This window comes from Clostridium sp. KLE 1755 (assembly GCF_000466465.2).
GTDB classification, from domain to species: domain Bacteria; phylum Bacillota; class Clostridia; order Lachnospirales; family Lachnospiraceae; genus Eisenbergiella; species Eisenbergiella porci.
Map to the genome: position 1 here is coordinate 231948 of NZ_KE992693.1, position 16535 is coordinate 248482.

At 48.6% G+C, this 16535-nt stretch carries 16 protein-coding genes; 2 read left to right on the forward strand and 14 right to left on the reverse strand.

What is annotated here, in order from left to right; genetic code table 11:
• Positions 1-651: 651 nt before the first annotated feature.
• Positions 652-2004 carry an MATE family efflux transporter gene (locus HMPREF1548_RS10505; protein WP_021636034.1) on the forward strand — a complete coding sequence of 451 codons (1353 nt, stop codon included), beginning with the start codon at positions 652-654 and terminating at the stop codon, positions 2002-2004.
• A gap of 197 nt (positions 2005-2201) precedes the next feature.
• On the opposite strand, the gene HMPREF1548_RS10510 is transcribed toward HMPREF1548_RS10505, so the two are convergent.
• The 5 genes from HMPREF1548_RS10510 to HMPREF1548_RS10530 form a co-directional block, all read right to left on the reverse strand.
• Positions 2202-2660, reverse strand: a complete 459-nt coding sequence (locus tag HMPREF1548_RS10510) for an NUDIX domain-containing protein (RefSeq protein ID WP_021636035.1) — start codon at positions 2658-2660, stop codon at positions 2202-2204.
• A 3-nt stretch (positions 2661-2663) separates the two neighbouring features.
• Entirely contained in the window at positions 2664-3005 is a 342-nt protein-coding gene (locus tag HMPREF1548_RS10515; protein ID WP_035321678.1) for an arsenate reductase family protein, read from the reverse strand.
• A 37-nt stretch (positions 3006-3042) separates the two neighbouring features.
• Positions 3043-3666 carry an MBL fold metallo-hydrolase gene (locus tag HMPREF1548_RS10520; protein WP_035321679.1) on the reverse strand — a complete coding sequence of 208 codons (624 nt, stop codon included), beginning with the start codon at positions 3664-3666 and terminating at the stop codon, positions 3043-3045.
• Between the two features lie 95 nt (positions 3667-3761).
• Positions 3762-4631, reverse strand: coding sequence for a TPM domain-containing protein (locus tag HMPREF1548_RS10525; protein WP_021636040.1), 870 nt, complete (start codon positions 4629-4631; stop codon positions 3762-3764).
• 1 nt (position 4632) lies between these two features.
• Positions 4633-5616 (reverse strand): TFIIB-type zinc ribbon-containing protein, encoded by a 984-nt coding sequence (locus tag HMPREF1548_RS10530; protein WP_035321771.1) that lies wholly within the window; start codon positions 5614-5616, stop codon positions 4633-4635.
• Between the two features lie 171 nt (positions 5617-5787).
• Here HMPREF1548_RS10530 and HMPREF1548_RS10535 point away from each other — a divergent pair, with 171 nt between their 5' ends.
• Positions 5788-6039, forward strand: a complete 252-nt coding sequence (locus HMPREF1548_RS10535) for a hypothetical protein (RefSeq protein ID WP_021636042.1) — start codon at positions 5788-5790, stop codon at positions 6037-6039.
• Between the two features lie 63 nt (positions 6040-6102).
• Here HMPREF1548_RS10535 and HMPREF1548_RS10540 read toward each other — a convergent pair whose 3' ends face one another.
• The 9 genes from HMPREF1548_RS10540 to HMPREF1548_RS10580 all read right to left on the reverse strand — a co-directional run bounded on the left by HMPREF1548_RS10540 (position 6103) and on the right by HMPREF1548_RS10580 (position 16382).
• The gene (locus HMPREF1548_RS10540; RefSeq protein ID WP_021636043.1) at positions 6103-6858 is read right to left on the reverse strand and encodes a hypothetical protein; all 756 of its coding nucleotides are present in this window, start codon (positions 6856-6858) and stop codon (positions 6103-6105) included.
• Positions 6859-7025: 167 nt separating this feature from the next.
• Complete coding sequence (locus HMPREF1548_RS10545; protein WP_021636045.1) at positions 7026-7649, reverse strand: GH25 family lysozyme; 624 nt, start codon at positions 7647-7649, stop codon at positions 7026-7028.
• Positions 7650-7737: 88 nt separating this feature from the next.
• The gene (locus HMPREF1548_RS10550) at positions 7738-8610 is read right to left on the reverse strand and encodes a DUF6179 domain-containing protein (protein WP_157065659.1); all 873 of its coding nucleotides are present in this window, start codon (positions 8608-8610) and stop codon (positions 7738-7740) included.
• Positions 8611-8670: 60 nt separating this feature from the next.
• Positions 8671-9210: a DUF6323 family protein gene (locus tag HMPREF1548_RS10555; RefSeq protein WP_021636047.1), complete on the reverse strand. Its 540-nt coding sequence runs from the start codon at positions 9208-9210 to the stop codon at positions 8671-8673.
• 190 nt (positions 9211-9400) lie between these two features.
• On the reverse strand, positions 9401-11953 hold the full coding sequence (locus HMPREF1548_RS10560) for a diguanylate cyclase domain-containing protein (protein ID WP_021636048.1): 2553 nt from the start codon (positions 11951-11953) through the stop codon (positions 9401-9403).
• A gap of 173 nt (positions 11954-12126) precedes the next feature.
• The gene (locus HMPREF1548_RS10565; RefSeq protein ID WP_021636049.1) at positions 12127-13602 is read right to left on the reverse strand and encodes a D-alanyl-D-alanine carboxypeptidase family protein; all 1476 of its coding nucleotides are present in this window, start codon (positions 13600-13602) and stop codon (positions 12127-12129) included.
• 210 nt (positions 13603-13812) lie between these two features.
• Complete coding sequence (locus HMPREF1548_RS10570) at positions 13813-14484, reverse strand: YkgJ family cysteine cluster protein (protein ID WP_021636051.1); 672 nt, start codon at positions 14482-14484, stop codon at positions 13813-13815.
• 249 nt (positions 14485-14733) lie between these two features.
• Positions 14734-15822, reverse strand: a complete 1089-nt coding sequence (locus HMPREF1548_RS10575) for a hypothetical protein (protein WP_021636053.1) — start codon at positions 15820-15822, stop codon at positions 14734-14736.
• A complete protein-coding gene (locus tag HMPREF1548_RS10580; RefSeq protein WP_035321785.1) occupies positions 15819-16382 on the reverse strand; it encodes an RNA polymerase sigma factor in 564 nt (187 codons plus the stop codon). Before HMPREF1548_RS10580 ends, HMPREF1548_RS10575 begins: the two co-directional genes overlap by 4 nt.
• Positions 16383-16535 lie beyond the last annotated feature (153 nt).

Sequence of the window (16535 nt, forward strand, 5' to 3'; positions counted from 1 at the left end):
GCCTTACAGCTTATTACGGAATTATGATCGATTATCCCCTCGTTGATACGCATAACTACCTCGTATTCCTGTCCCGCGGGAATATCTGCATAAGCGAAGCCATGGATAAAATACAGGCAGTTTTCAGCATTTCGGTATTTTCGGAAGTTATCAATTAACTGAGGAGCAACATGATACTGTATACTGTTTGCTTCTATTTCAGGTATCAGTACATCGCGTGAAAAATCAGGATGGAACCGTGCCCACAGGATGAGTTTGCGATCCTGGATTTTTGAATCATCATGAGATAACATATATCCGCCTTTTCCGGCAATATGTCTTAACCGACAAATATAAGCCAATATTTAGTTCATCATACCATATCGGTGCATTCTCCTCAAGGCGGTTCCGAAATATTGTATGTCTCAAATCAGAAATATTGTATGCCGCGGAGCATACGGAAATTTCTTCATCCATCACTGACTGCCACAGCGAGATAAAACATTTGCTCTTCCTTTTTTTACCGGCTGTGATATAATAAAAAATTGGCGGTTGTTTTGCCGCCGGTTTTTGATACCTTTTGAAATATACTAAATTTTTTACATATATGGGCGGAACTATGCGTACAGACAGGGGCGAATGTGCATATAGTACACGCAGACAGGAGCATCAATGAATAAAACAGCACAGCAGACCACACTGATGACAGAAGGATCTATCTGGAAAAAAATTATAGCATTTGCCATTCCTCTTTTTCTGGGCAATCTGTTCCAGCAGCTGTATAATACGGCAGACTCCCTCATTGTGGGAAATTTCCTGGGGAGCGAGGCTCTGGCCGCTGTCAGTTCCTCGGGAAGCCTGATTTTCCTTATGGTTGGTTTTTTCAACGGAATCGCCATCGGCGCAGGCGTTGTTATCGGCAGATATTATGGAGCGCGTGAAATAGAAAAGGTGCAGAAGGCCATACATACTACGATAGCCTTTGGCCTTGCTGCCGGGGTACTGCTTACGCTCATCGGTGTATGTCTCACTCCGCAGCTGCTTATCTGGATGGGTACGCCGTCGGATGTTCTGCCCAATTCCATTACTTACTTCCGTATTTATTTCTGCGGCTCCCTTGCCTTTGTCCTGTATAATATTTTTGTAGGTATTCTTCAATCGGTGGGGGACAGCAGACATCCCCTGGTTTACCTGATTGTTTCCTCTGTTGTCAATATTTTACTGGACCTGCTGTTCGTAGGCGTATTTCGTTTCGGTGTCGGCAGCGCGGCTCTGGCAACCATCATTTCCCAGTTTGTCAGCGCGATTCTGTGTATCATCCGCCTTTCCAGGAGCCCTGAAGATTACAGGGTACATATCCGCAAAATCCGCTTTGACCTCTTCTTCCTGAAGCAGATTATTCAGAACGGCCTGCCCTCCGGCTTTCAGAACTCCATCATTTCCATTGCCAATGTTGTGGTGCAGGCCAATATCAACAGCTTCGGCAAAATGGCCATGGCAGGCTGCGGCGCCTATTCCAAAATAGAAGGGTTCGGCTTCCTTCCCATCACCTGCTTTGCTATGTCCATGACTACGTTTATCAGTCAGAACCTGGGCGCCAAAAAATATGACAGGGCAAAAAAGGGCGCGCGTTTCGGTATCCTTTGCTCCATCACTATGGCCGAGCTGGTGGGTATCCTGATTTATGCCTTTGCCCCTGTGCTCATAGCTGCATTTAACAACGATCCCGAAGTAATCGCTTATGGAACCACACAGGCGCGTACGGTTACGCTCTTTTATTTCCTGCTGGCATATTCACACTGCGTCGCCGGAATTCTGCGCGGTGCAGGAAAGGCAACGATTCCCATGCTTGTTATGATGTGCTGCTGGTGTATCATCAGAATCACCTACATCAGCATCGTCGTAAAAATCATTCCGGTAATCAATGTTATTTTCTGGGCCTATCCTCTGACCTGGACCCTGAGTTCCATCATTTTCCTGATTTATTTCCTGAAGGCCGACTGGATCCATGGCTTCGATGACTGATTAAAGTGATATACGCCAAAATTAGAACCATGCCGTCGCTATCCGCCAACCAGTTTCATAAGATAGTTCCATTAACTACAAAATTGAATTAAGGTGCAGTGAAGCCGGAAGATGGTTTCACTGCACCTTTTTTAATAACTTTATTTTAATTATACAATTTAACATTATCCCACAGCTTCCATAAATCGTAAGCCCTATTAATCCTGAAAATCAAAAAATGTGTCCGGCCCTATGTATCTGTTTTCCAATGGGAATCCACTCTTAAGCTGACCGACAAAAAAATTGCTGAAGCCATACTCACACAGCTTCTCTATTGGGACAAATCTTACATCTGTTATAGCCACACTGTCATATTCCAGGCCAGGTATACGAAGTTCGCCGGAAAGCCGCTTCACCTGCAGAAGGATATGCAGTGCTGAAGGATTCCTGAAGGAGGTATCGCTGACTGCCAATAACTTCTCCATCGCAACCTCCAGCCCTGTCTCTTCTCTCATTTCCCTGATAATTCCCTTTTCAATCGTTTCTCCCGGTTCGAGCTGACCGCCGGGCAGATACCATTGCCGTCCATCCGGCATGTGCTGCCGGATAATCAGGAGTCTGCCCTCTTCTACCAGGATACCAGTGAGCCGCACAAGATAAGGCGCCTTTTTTTCCACTCTTTATTCCCACCCTTTCCAAATATCCGGGCAGTAACCAATCGTCGCCTTTTTCCCGTTGCGTACAATCGGGGTTCTAATGACCTGCTGATTTTCCAGAAGCTTTTCCGCTCTGTCCTCTTCCGATATATAACGAATCAGCGCCAGCGCATCCTTATCCCTGCATTTATCATCCAGCAGCTTATCCAGGCCGCCCACTGCCTGACAGACCGTGTTCAGCTCTCCCTTGCTCATTCCTTTTTCCTTCATATCAATATATTGATATTTAATGCCGCGTTCCTTGAAATAACGTTCTGCTTTTTTCGTATCAAAGCATTTCGTCTTCCCGAAAATCTGTATGTTCAACGATATAATTCTCCTTTTCATAGGAATCTGCTTCTGTTCACAAATATCCCCACTGCTTCAGCACAGCTGTATGCGGCGGCGTGGCGCTGTCCAGTGTAAGGGTATCCGTTTCATATCTCACCACATGGCCGCAGCAGGATAAAAACTCCTCACAGGTCCTGAGCACCGGGAAACCGCTTTTCGCCGTCCGATAATGCATGGGGATCACCACACGAGGGCCTATTTTCCTCACAACCGCGCAGACATCGGAGGGTTCCGCCGTATAATAGCCCCCCGCAGGAGCCATGACAAGATCCGCCCCTTTCAATAGATCTATCTGCCAATCCAAAGGGGCGCACCCCATATCCCCCAGATGAACCACCTTCATTTTCTCCACATGGAAAATATGAATCCGGTTCCTGCCGCGCAGGCTCCCGTTCCTGTCGTCATGCCAGCTGTCAATGGTTTCAATCCGGAAGGGACAGGGAAGAAAGCTCTCTTCCATAATCACGCTGCCCTCACCATGATGATCACTGTGTTCATGGCTGAACACACACAGATTTGCCGTGGTATCCAGATTTTTCAGCCCCGGCACGGAACCATTTTCATAAGGGTCCACCACCAGCGCATACCCGCCGGAACTGATTTTAAAACATGAATGCCCCAAATACTGAATTCTCATACTTCCTCCTACTCGTATTGCGGAGCAAAATGTAAATCCTCTGACGAACAGAGGAATTTTCCTCCTTGGTTTGCGAAGCAAAATACAGGTTTCTGTTATCTGCTGTGCCCGCCGCCTCCATGGGATACTCCGCCGCTGGAAACATGGCCTCCGCCGCCTCCTCCGCCGGAGCCTCCGGTATTTCTCTCTATATGACGTCTTGTCACCGTCTTATGAAGGAACAGGTCACTTTGATTGCGCATCTGTGGATGCCCGCCCGATACATAGGTCGCCACCCCGGTCGTTTTCTGCCCCTTGTTTCTTCCCAGGTTGACACCCACATAAACGGCAGTGCAGGCCGCAGCCACAAAAATCAGGGCAGCAACGGGAATATGCACTTTCCCGGTCATATCATAATAAAAAAGGTCCACATATTTTTTATAGGCTTTATAGGGATTGCTGTCCACATCCTCCAGCGCCTTATCCAGCAGTTCATCAATCATTGTGCTGCTGAAACGGTCCTGCGCCTTACCGCAGGTGCTCAGCCAGGAATATACCTTGCCGTCGCTTTCCCTGTACCAGTTGTCCAGAAGCAGCACGCCGTCGCCCTGGGGCTTATTGTAGCCGAACAAATGCTCATCGTAAAAATTATCGGCATACACCATTACATACTGATAAGGATACAGGTATCCCAGCTGTTCCTCATAGCCCTTCGCATATTCTTCCAGCGACTCATTCAGCGTCACCAGTACAATATCGCAGCCTGTCTGCGCCTCTCTTTTGGCAATCAGCCTGCGCAGGCTGTCCTCTTCTTCATCCGTCAGCTTATCCGCATAATCGAAGACCCGTTCCTGCGTCACCGCCTCCGTATTGCCCCTCTCTGCCGGCTGTTTCCCGGCCCCGGTAAGCTTCAGCGCCGCAAAAATCACAGTGAGGACAAGTATGATTATAAAATACACCCTGAAATATTTCAGATACCCTTTCATCCTACAGTTCCTCCAGTATTCCCTTCAAAAGCAGCAAAATCAGTGACATGCAGGCGAAAAAAGTACCGCCGTAGGCAAAAATTCTCCTGACCGACAAAGGTGCTTTTCCCACAACCTTGCCCGTCTGTCCGTTGACAAAGCAGTCATAATTTTTACCTTCAAAGCTGTACCGGTACCACCATACCGGAAGCAGCGCATAGCTGGACTGTATACTGTTCAAACTGATATTTTCCTGCTGCGGAATCAGCGTTGTATAGCCGTTCAGGGTGTTGTGCAGCATCACCGAAGCATCCCTGCCCGCCTTATCCCTGGCTCGCTTTTCCAGCGTCTCTGCGTCCTGGTTGTAAATCTCCCCCAGAAAGCCGGACATATATTCCGGCCTGAAATTTTCCAGCGCCTCATAGCCGTAAGGCTCCATCAGATCCATCACATTATCTTCCATAGCCAGGGAAGCATCCACCGGCAGCTTTTCAAAATCCACATCCATATCCCTGCTCACCTGGAAATACGAGGTTTCCGTAAATTCCGTATCTCCGCTGACCCACACACGTACTCTGGTTCCTGTCCCCGCATAATGACAGTACGCCTTCATGTCGTACAGCCAGAAAGGGACATAATTTCCCTCCATCTTTTCCACTGTAGCCTGTGCAAGAAAGGATTCCGGCGCAAATATCCGTCTGGAAAACTCATTCTCCAAACGCTTTACCGCCGTATTTTTCCCTATTTTAAAAGGCAGGATCAAGCGGGGTTCATATACGCCCTCCACCCGTTCGTCAAAAATCGTATAATGGCCGCAGTACTCACACTTCACTGCGCTGCGGTAATCCCCCGCCTCTATCGGCGCGCCGCAGTTGGCGCAGGTTTCCATTCCTCCGCCCGGCAGCTTATCCTGTGTGTCCGTCCCGTCGCAGTAAGGACAATGCATTTCCTTCCTGTCCGGATCATAAACCACATTTCCGCCGCAGTTCCTGCACTTATAAATCATCGTTCTTCTCCTTATTCCCATAAATGCCTGATTATCATTGCCGCACATTTATTTTACCATTTTCCGCACTGTCTGTCTCCTGTTTTTTCACTCGCCAAAAAGCGGGAATAATGATACAATAGACGTGCCTGAGAACCAGGCTCTATTTATCAGGGAAAGGAAGTATTTGAAATGAACCAGTTTAATCCTATGAAATTATTGCAGATAAAGGCCTCCTGGGAGCAGTTCAAGGCCAGGCACCCCAAGTTTCCTTCCTTCTTAAATGCTGTTTCCAAAGGAGCCGTAATGGAAGGGACGCTGCTGGAAATGACCGTTACCACAGCGGAGGGAAAGACCTTCAGCTCCAATCTGAAGCTGACTGCGGAGGATATGAAGCTAATCAATGATATGCAGGAAATGTTCACGGCCCAACAGGAAAATTAAAGGGAGAAGCTTTACAGCTGCCGGCCCTTTTTCCCATGTATCCGTCCGCTTAAATTAATCCGCTTAAGGCAGATTTACCAGCTCGTTCACGATTTCCTGTACCAGAAGCTGCTTGAACTGTACGGCAAAATCCGATATTTCCCGCTGAATAATTCCTGCCTGTTCCTTGATTGATGCCAAAACCTGCTGCGCCTCCGGTATCGACTGCTGCTGATACAAAAGGATAGCCTGCTCCTTGGAAGCGCTCAGGGTAATCATCTGATCATACATTGCGGCTGCAAACTGGCAGGCAATCACTTCTTCCGTACTACCGTTTGCGGCAGCCTGCTGCATTTTCACAAGCGAATCCTGCTTTTGCAGCAGCAGCTCCTGTTTCAGTGCGGCCAGGCTTGCCAGCTGCTGGTTTTCCAATATAATCTGCTGCTGGGGATCCATTGCATCCAGTGCATTTATCACAGCCAGATGCGCCGCCACCTCCTGCTGGATTTCCGCCGCTCCCTTGCTAGCGATCAGTTCCCCGTTATCATCCAGAACCTGAATGGCGCTGGCAGTTGCTTTCAGCCTTGCCAACGAAGCATCCATGACATTATACCTGACAAAATAGGGATCTCCCGCGCTTTCTTTCATGAACTCCAGCACCTTGCCGCTGGCGTCTTCCATAAATACCAGGCTGTCCCTGCCTTCAGAATTCACTACATAAACATCCCCGTATTCATCCGAATGAATAAGCTCCGCCGCATCCGCCTTAAGAGGCAGCAAAAAACAAACCGCAGCGACAGCTGCGGCCGCCGCCAGCTTCATAAAACCTTTCCTTCTCATAATAAAAAACCTTCCTTTCCTTTATTTTCCCGTAACTGCACCGCATCGTCACAGTTGCACGGCCTCTTACCTCTATCATACACGGTAAGCGGGAAAACACAAGAGCCAGTCAGCCATTTCTTTCCCTCCGTTTCAGGGCATTTACAGCTTCCCAATCCCTGTTCCGTTCACCCAAAAGGCAGATAACAAATGTCAAAATCCACCAGACTGTCTATCCCGTCTATTCTGCCTTTGCTGGTATACTGCCACGCAAACAGCGGCTGCTTTATTTCCGGCCGGTATTTATCCGAAGGCGGGTTTTCATCAAAGACAAAGCTTCTGCTCACGGGATAACGGGCAACCCACATGGGACAGTCAAAAGCCCCGGCATCAAAAAATCCTCCATCGTAGAAAAACTGCCCTGTATAAATGCCGAATTCATACCCTGCTCCTGTAATGGTATTTTCTGCCGTTTTTATCAGCCCTGTCAGCACATCCCTTCCCAGAGGCTCCAGGGACTTATCCTCAACATCCCACCATATCCTGCAGGAGCGTTTTTCCCGGGACCGGAGGAGCCGGATTACCTGTTCCGCCTCCTCCAGCGCCTCCGTAGGCAGGACGGCATAAGTATAACGGTAAACAGAATAAGGAATATCATTTGCATAACAGCCTTTGGCATTTGCCCAAAACTGACTGTCCGGTTTTCCGTCCCATTTTATGGAGCGGAGCACCGCAAATCTGCAGCCCGCTTTTTTTACCTTTTTCCAGTCAATGGTTCCCTGGCGCTCCGACACATCAATGCCTTTATACATTTTCTATCCTTTTTCCAATAAACTCTTACGCCTATTTTATGAAAAAAGGCCTGGGCACATGTCTTTGTCTTTCTGGATTTTTATCCCTTTATTCCCTGCTTCCCGCCTGAAGCAGATATCTGGCGGAAAAAGCTTTCCCCATCTGTCCAAAATAATTTCTGAAATCAGGGTCCGGCACCGCATTTTCCATTGCTCCCACCAGCATTTCGATCAGTGCTGCCGTTTTGCGGGCAGCCTGTTCACGCGTATCGCCGTCAAAATATATCCCAAGGAGCTCCTTCTCATCCCCGGATGTTTCCAGCTTCCACACCGGGCTGTCCGTAATCACACATTTTACCGCCTGGTACAGCACTGCTTCGCATATATTGTCCAGATACAGTTCCCGGTAATCCGGCTGAACACCTGCCAACACCCTGCATACCGCCTGTCTGTCAAACTGCTCCAGGAACCTCTTTTCCATACAAAGATGAGACAGATAACTGTAAATCCGATCCGCGCCGCACTGTGCCTCCCCGCGTGCCATATCCGGATAATCCAGAGTCAGGATATGATCCTGCGGGCAGAAGCGGATATCATATTTCAGGAAAAAGGCGGGAAGCCCTTCCAGAACGGTTTTCCGGTAATTCAGACAACCATAATCTTCGAAATCCGTAATCAGGCCATCGTAAAGCCCCCTGGCCATTTTTACCTTTTCCGTCACATATTCATATCCCTTATCATAGGCCTGCCGCGCACTGAGGCTGTTTACTGCCGGCAGCACGCCGGCCGTATTCCATGTAAAGCATTCCCGGATGCAGTAAAGCACGGCTTCCATAAGCATTTCCGCCTTTTCATAGGGCACGGAGCTGCTTTCCCCGGATGTATATTTATTTGTCAGATAAATCACCACCGGAAGTATCTCTTCCAATCCGTAACCATACATACTGCCCTCATTTTTCCTTGATTCCCTGTCCTCTGCCATTTTCGTATCCTTCTCCTCCTTATTCCTTCCTTGGAAAAACCCCTGTACTGGTCCTGACAATTACCAGAAAAGCTCCTTTATTACATCCATAAAGAGTTCTCCGTCCCACCTTTGCTCCTCGCTGAGCTTTTCATATTCTCCTTTTCCGCCGCTTTTCACATAGCCCCTGTCACCGGAACGAATGGCACAAGCAAACCTTGGAAGGCAGGTGCTTTCCAGATATTCCGTGTCTCCCATGCAGATCTCTTCAAACTGTTCCTTCATAAATGTCAGAAGCTCGTCATCCGTCAGCAAATCCATCGCTTCATTCTTAAAGGAATAGAAAATATCCTGCAGCTCCTCCATGACCTCCCGGTAATTCTCCTGATTAATGTATTGGGAATCACAGAAGGTAAAAATCAGCTTATCCAGAATCCCTTCTCCGAACTCCACCCGGCGGTATTTTTTCAGGCTCGCATTCCTGCACAAAACCAGTTCATGCGCGTCCTCCTCCGTCAGGGACAAACCAAAGCTTTCCGTTTTTTCATTACATTGCATAAGAACGGAAAGCTCCTTTTTCTCCTTCTGTGACTGCAGCACCTCCAATAAACTTTCGTTCACCGCTGTCTCCTCCTTTTAAATCCCTGTTTCCTATTGTTTCTGCTGGAAATGCCTATTATACGTTCTGGCCGGTTCTATTACAAGCCTTGATATTTTCTCAATTTTGTAGTATAATAGTATACGTAAAAGAGAGGAAAGCTGTTGACAGCGCTTTCCTCTCTTTTTATGGTTTTTTATTTAATTCCGTTGTTTACAGCCACTGCTTTTCGAACATTTCCGCATTGATGGGATAACCGAAATAAAAGCCCTGAATCAGCTCCAGCCCCGAATTTTTCACCACATCGTACTCTTCCTTCGTCTCCACTCCCTCCAGGCATACCTTCTTCCCCACATCATGGCACAGCTCCGTAATTGCCCGGACAAAGGTGGCATTAAAGAGATCAGAAGTAATTCCCTTAACAAAGCCCCTGTCTATTTTTACAATATCCACCGGTATATTTTTCAGTGAAAAAAGGGAGGAATAGCCGATTCCAAAATCATCCATGGCCAGGTTAATTCCCATTTTCTTCATTTTCTCCAGGATATCACGGGTTCCGGCATCCTCCTTGATGAGGTAGGTTTCCGTCAGCTCCAGCGTCACATTGCCGGGCTGGACATGGAGCGCTTCCAGAGTCTCCTGAATATTGGCAACAATATCCCCTTCCAGCAATTGCCGGTAGGAAAGATTGATGCTCATGTGAAAATCAGGCTTAAGCTCACACCATTTCCTGCACTGCTCCACCGCATGATAAAGCACCCAGCTTCCCAGCGGGACGATCAGGCCGCTCTGCTCCAGCAGAGGGATAAATTCACCGGGCGATACATTTCCGTATTTGGCACAGCGCCATCTGGCCAGCGCCTCCGCCCCGTACAGGGTTCCGGTCTCAGACTCAACCTGTGGCTGATAACTGATGGAAAAACCCGCGAAACCACGGTCAATGCTTTCCCGCAGAAGCTCTGCCAGCTCCAGCTTTCTTTCCTTTTCCTTCAGGATATCCTCAGAAAATCTGGTAATCCTGTCCTTTCCCTCCAGCTTGGAATGCTCCAGGGAATAGTTGGCGCATTTGAGCAAATCCAGATAATTATCCGCATCCGTAGGATATACGGCATAGCCTCCTGAAACCGTGCAGTAATATTTCTTGCCGTTGTATTCCTGCTGTCCGTGGAATTTATGCTGGATGCTGTTGAAAATCCGCAGGTAATCCTCTTCCTCCCCATTGAGGATAATAATTCCGAATTCATCGCCGTCCAGCCTGTAAATACGTGCATTGGAGGGCAGTATAGAGGAAATCCTCTGGGCCGTAATCCTGAGCACTTCGTCACCAAAGGCTCTGTCAAAGAGATCGTTGATATTCTTAAAGGCGTCCATATCCAGTATCATGATCTGCAGCCGCTGCAAATCCGGATAGTCCACCATATATTTCTTAATATTCCCTTCAAACTCAAAACGGTTATAAAGGCCGGTCATATGATCCATCTGGCTCTTCTTCCCCAGATTGGTAATCATGCCCGCAAACAGATCCGGACAGCCCTGCGTGTCTTTTATCATCCGCCCCCTGCAGCGGAGCCATATCCATTCCCCGCGGGTGTTCCTTGCACGGTACTCTATATTGTGGGAATCTGTCCGGCCATCGGCAATCTCCTGATTGCTTTCCAGAAACACGTTTTCGTCATTGGGATGAATCAGGCCGCTCCAGAAGGCGGCTGCATTCTCCACGATTTCCCCCGGCAGGCCGAACTCCTCCACCATGGCTGGTGAATACCGGAAGGTTCCCGTCTTCATATTGCCAACAAAAATATAGTCCTCCGTACTGGAGGCCAGCGCATCATACAGATGCTCCTTATCATACACAAACTGCTTCGTCCCCATACGTCTCTGCCCGTCTTTAAGGAGTCCCTCCTTGGCACGCATGATATGGTAGCTCCGCTTCTGTATGTACATCTGCTCATCGGCCCGTCTGATGATATCCGACAAGGTATATCTGTCTCCCGGATATACCTCCATCAGGCCATAGCTGAAGGTGGCTTCATAAAAAATGGAATATTTCTCCCGTTCATCGTGGAGCCGCCTGCTGATTTCCCGCATCAGCTTCTCAGCCGCCTGCTGGTTCTGATTATAGAATACCAGCACGAACTCGTCCCCGCTGAGACGGAAAATGATATCCTGTTCCCCAAGACAGCCCTTTGTCACGCAGGCCATTGAGGTAAGGAGATTATCCCCTTCCCCGTGACCGTACTGATCGTTGATTTTCTTCAGTCCATTCACGTCTATCAGCGCCACGGTGAGAGTTATATTTTCCCTTCTGGCATCCTCTATCATCTCCGCCAGCTTTTCCCTGCCTGCCCTGCGGTTATAAATTCCGGTCAGGTCGTCAAGATCCGCAGCCTCCGACAGCTCTTCATATTCCGTAACATCCACAAAATTGCATATACAGTAGGTTCTTCCCTGCCACTCCGTCAGAGAATCATAATGCTTGTAAATGCGTCCGGTTAACGTATTCCTTTCATGCCGTATTCCTGCGCGGAAGCCGCCCTTTTTATCCCGTTCCGAACAAAAGGGGCATTTATCCGTCAGCCCCCTTTGTAAAATCTCCCAGCACCGCTTTCCTTCCGGATGTATCTGTCCAAATTCCCGCTTCATCGCGTCGTTCATATAAACTATTACATCTGTTTCCGCATCCTTTATAAAGATATTAGTGGTCAGCTGATTAAAGACGGAGGTAAAAAAGGCCTCGTCAAAATCATATGTTTTTTCCGTTGCCATAAAAACTCCTTCTGCGCCATACGCCGTTTATGCATATACTCATTGTAAGCTTTTATAACCGAATGTACAAGCATGATTTACGTTATTTAGCATTTTCTTTGTTACTGTTAAGCTATAGTCCCTCCGGAAGAAGTAATTATTTTTATTTTCAGCAGTATTCAGGCTCTGTCAGATTAATGCCGTCCGCTTCTGCGCCTTTTCCTGTTTTTTCTCCATCTGTATTTCCATATCTGTCTGCGGACTATAAGAAAGCCTGCGCCCGCTGCCGCCAGAGCGCCAAGGATACCCAATGGAATGTACCACCAGCGGAAGCCTTTGCCCTCTTTCTCTTTCTCCTGTTCCGGTTCGCTCTCCGTCTCATTCTGTACGGTTTCAGGCTCCGGCTTCACTATCATGGACTCAGGAAGCGCTATGACAGCCTGTCCCACGGTGCGGGTACCCAGAAGATATTCCAGTACCGCGCCGGTTACCTCCGGCCCTCTGTCCGCATTCAGCAAAAGCAGAGGCTTCAAATCCGAGAATTCTGCCTGGGAAGGGAGGACAACATAGCCGTCCTCCGATATCCGAAACGGTATTTTCTCCGTTTTCTCCGGGCTGTCCCCCTCCTTCACGGAAACCTCAATCTCTTCACCCTCCGTGCCGCTGGATCCGATATCCACCTTTTTAAAATTATCAAAACAGAAATCAAACAGAGTAGCGGTATCCACATATACCTGCCTGCCCTCCGTTTTCATGGTTACGCAGATCAACTCCATGTCACCCCGTGCCGCACAGGTGACAAGCGTGTTCTTTGCCACCACCGTATATCCGGTTTTTCCTGCAAACACACCGTCATAATGGTATTTGCCGCTGCAGATCATCTTATGGTGGTTGGACATGGGAATCAGATCCGGCTGTTTATCGGTGGGCTGAATCTCATAATAAACCGTTTTGGATACCGTACGGAAAATCTCATGCTTCAGCGCTTCCCTGGTAATCAGAGCCATGTCGTAGGCGCTGGATACATGCCTTTCATCAGGCAGTCCGTGGGGATTGACAAAGTTGCTGTCCTCACAGCCCAGCTCCCTGGCCCTTTCATTCATCATTTCGGCGAATTTCTCTATTGTTCCGCCGATATGTATGGCCAGCGCATAGGCGGCATCGTTGGCAGACGCCAGCATCATGCCGTACAGACAGTCCTCCACGGACAGCACCTCGCCCTCGTCCAGCGCTATGTGAGACCCCTTATCCTCCATATATACTGCTTCATGGGGAACCGTTACCTGTTCATCCAGTTCACAGTTCTCCATGGCCAGAAGGGCCGTCATAATTTTGGTAATGCTGGCAGGGTAATATTGGGCATGCATATTTTTACTGTACAGAATCGTTCCTGTGGAGACTTCCATAACAATGCCGGATTCCGCAACTATGGAAGGGCCAGAGGGCCATCCCGGTTCTTCGTCGGCCTGAACGGGGAGGCTGCCCAGTGTTTCCGATTCACCGGTCTGCGTCTCTGCGCTGCCTGCTTCGGCGGCTCCTTCCGTATTGTGAACCATTTCATCCTCAATGGTGCTGACTGTATTATCTGTCGCCAAAGCCGTCAGGGGAGAAGAAAAAAGACAAAAAGAGGCAAGCATAGCTGCCAAGACAGGTTTCCATTTATATTTCATCAGGGTATGTACTCCTTGTAGTTTACTACTTAAAAGATTACCTCCCCGGGAATTTCAAGTCAAGAAGATAATTCTCAATATTCCACAAAAAGTAACGTTTTGCGCCGGTAATTTCTGGAAATATGCTGGTTTGCGCAATTTCTTAATTTTTCATGAAGATGACCGGCAGTTTCCTGTCGGTCATACAATGATTTATTTACTGTCATAAATTTAATTTAACTCGTTGCCGCCTTCCCCCAGGCTGCCGCGGCTGTAGAACTGTTCATAGAAATCCATTTCCGGCGCGTAGGGTATCAGGTAGTAGTCCTGAAGCACCCGCATGCTCAGTTCCTTCAGCCTTTCTTCTTCTTTGCAGGTTTTTGCTTGCTCCTGAAGGGCTTTTATGTAAAAATGCCAGTCGCAGATGAATTTTTCATAGCGGCGCAAATCCGGAATATCCAGCCATTTGCGGATTTTCATTTTTGTCCGGTTTTCTTTCCTGCATTCATGAATCTGAAGGAAGTAGCGGAAGGAGCCGTTTTCATAAAGCCTGCCCAAAGGGAAACAGCGGCAGATGCCGGGACGGAAGGAATGGATGGAGCAGCGGCCTTCTTTATTTAAGAAGGGACAGCCTTCCTCTTCCCCCACAAGGTTCAGGCTGGGGAGAATCAGGCCTTCGTATACATGAAGGGCAATCCGGCCTGATGAAAGCAGCTGCTCAAAGGTACATCCCAGATGGGAGGTGAGCTGCCAGATATCATAAGGGTCAAGCACAATCGTTTCTCCCATGCCATGGCAGCACGCCGAACAGCCGGCGCAGTCCGAACACCCCACCTTGACCATATCATTGGCATCATATAATTTCCCGTCGGATATTTCATCCAGATTAATGTCTCTTTCCATTGCAGCACCGCCTTTATCTCACCGGCACAGCCGGGTTTATTCTGTATACCGCCTGGATTTCTGCAACAGGCGCAGAAACCAGAATGCACAGATATAATGTCGTCTTCGACGACATTATATCATATCCGCCCAAAACACACCACCGGAAAATACGTCATGCGGGCCATCCGGGAAATATGTGGCCAGCCGGAGGGTATCTGCAGGCGACATCAACCGGTCTGTCCGACAGCTCCTGCAGTAGTCTGATATTTAAAGGGAAAAGGTAACTCTCCAGTCACCCTTTACATTTCTTCCTGCCGTGTAAAAGCTTCCGTACAGCCGGTATTCTTTCAGCGCCTCCTTCGGGATCTTAAACATCATCTCGTCATAGTCCACGCGCAGGTCATTGGATTCCGTATGCTCTGCAAAATAAACAGCGCAATAAGAATCGATGCGTTCCCCTTTTTCATTCATCAGATAAACGAAACCGTGTGGATCAAGCGTTAACGATTCCTTCATACGGAGCTGAATATGCAGCATGCCATCCATATAGCCGGCTGCTGAAATATCCATGTTTTCCATGGGGGAATACAGGCTTTCTCCGGGAACAAGCATTGTAGTGGGGAGTTTTTTCTCCAGCTCTTCCATGGCAGTCTCATCTTCTATGGAAACGCCGAAGTCCTGCTGTGCCTCCCAGGAATAGCTGCCGCCCGTAATCACAGGATCGGTCAGCACTCCGGTAATCTCACGCTGTGCAAGGTCCGAAGGCTTCAGTTCTAAGGGAATGTCTTCCCTGGCAGTTTTTCCGCTGATGAATTCCCTTACGGAAAAAGTGATTTTGCCGCCTTTGATGTCACTGCCGCCCATGGCTGTTATCTCTATAAGGAAAGTGGCTTTTCTGTTTTCTTCATCATAGGCGACTCTGCTGCAGGTACCAACACTGTCAAAGCTGCGTCTGATGGCATAGCTGTCAAAAAGATCCGTCGTTTCATCGATTCGGTCTCCTTCCAGATCCTGAAGGGAAACATAAATCCTGGCAGTATCTCCTTCCAGGCCGGCGGATTCCACTTCCATCCGTATCCCATTATCAACACATGCCTCCCTGACCGGAATAAAGAACTGTGCCGCAGAAGGAGAAACCGAATAAAGGGCCTGGTAAAAAGCCGGACTTTCCGCGGCCAGCAGGGGAGTCCCCACCATGATGACAAGCGCAGCCGCGGCTGCGGACGCGATCCCTTTTTTCAGTCTGCTCTTCTTTCTTTTCTTTCCTGCCGGCCTGTCCTCCGGCTGACACAGCGCCTCTTCAATACGTGATTCGTCAATATGCCCCATTGCATCCCACAAAAGCTCAGATTTCATATCCGCACACCTCTTTCCTCCAGAAAGCATTTCAGTTTTTTACGGCTCCGTTCCAGAATCACCGCCGCATGATGCTCCGTGACGCCGCATTCCCTGCTGATACTTTTTACCGGCTGGGCAAACCAGTATCGGCGCAGAAAAACCAGTCTGTCACGCTCCTTCAGGGTATCCAGGAATTCCTCCAGATACTCTGCAAGCTCTCTGGCCTCGATCTGATCCTCCACCTCCCAGGAGGACGGCGCGGGAATGCAGTCTTCCAGTTCCTCCAGCACACAGGTCAGCACACAGGTTCTTTTCGCCGCCGTATTGAGCCGGTATTTTTTTACCGCCTGATTCCGGGCGATTCTGCATAGATAGGCCCGCAGCGCTCCCGGACGCCGGGGCGGGATGCTGTTCCAGGCTCCCAGATAGGTATCGTTCACACACTCCTGCGTATCCTCTTCATTTCCCAGGATATTCCATGCGATTTTCCGGCAGATGCCCCCATATTTATCCGCAGTTTCAGAAATGGCCTGCTCAGAACGTTCCCAGAACAGTTCTATAATTTTTTCATCATCCATTGCCTTCTCCCTCATTCTGCCGCCATTCAGGCAGGCAGACCTATGTATTCCGGCCGCAACAGGCATCTTGTCGGATTAACTGCTGCGAGCCTTCTTATATTAACTACGTTTTCTTGAGGAAATATCACAACGGACGGCAAAATTTCTGGAAAC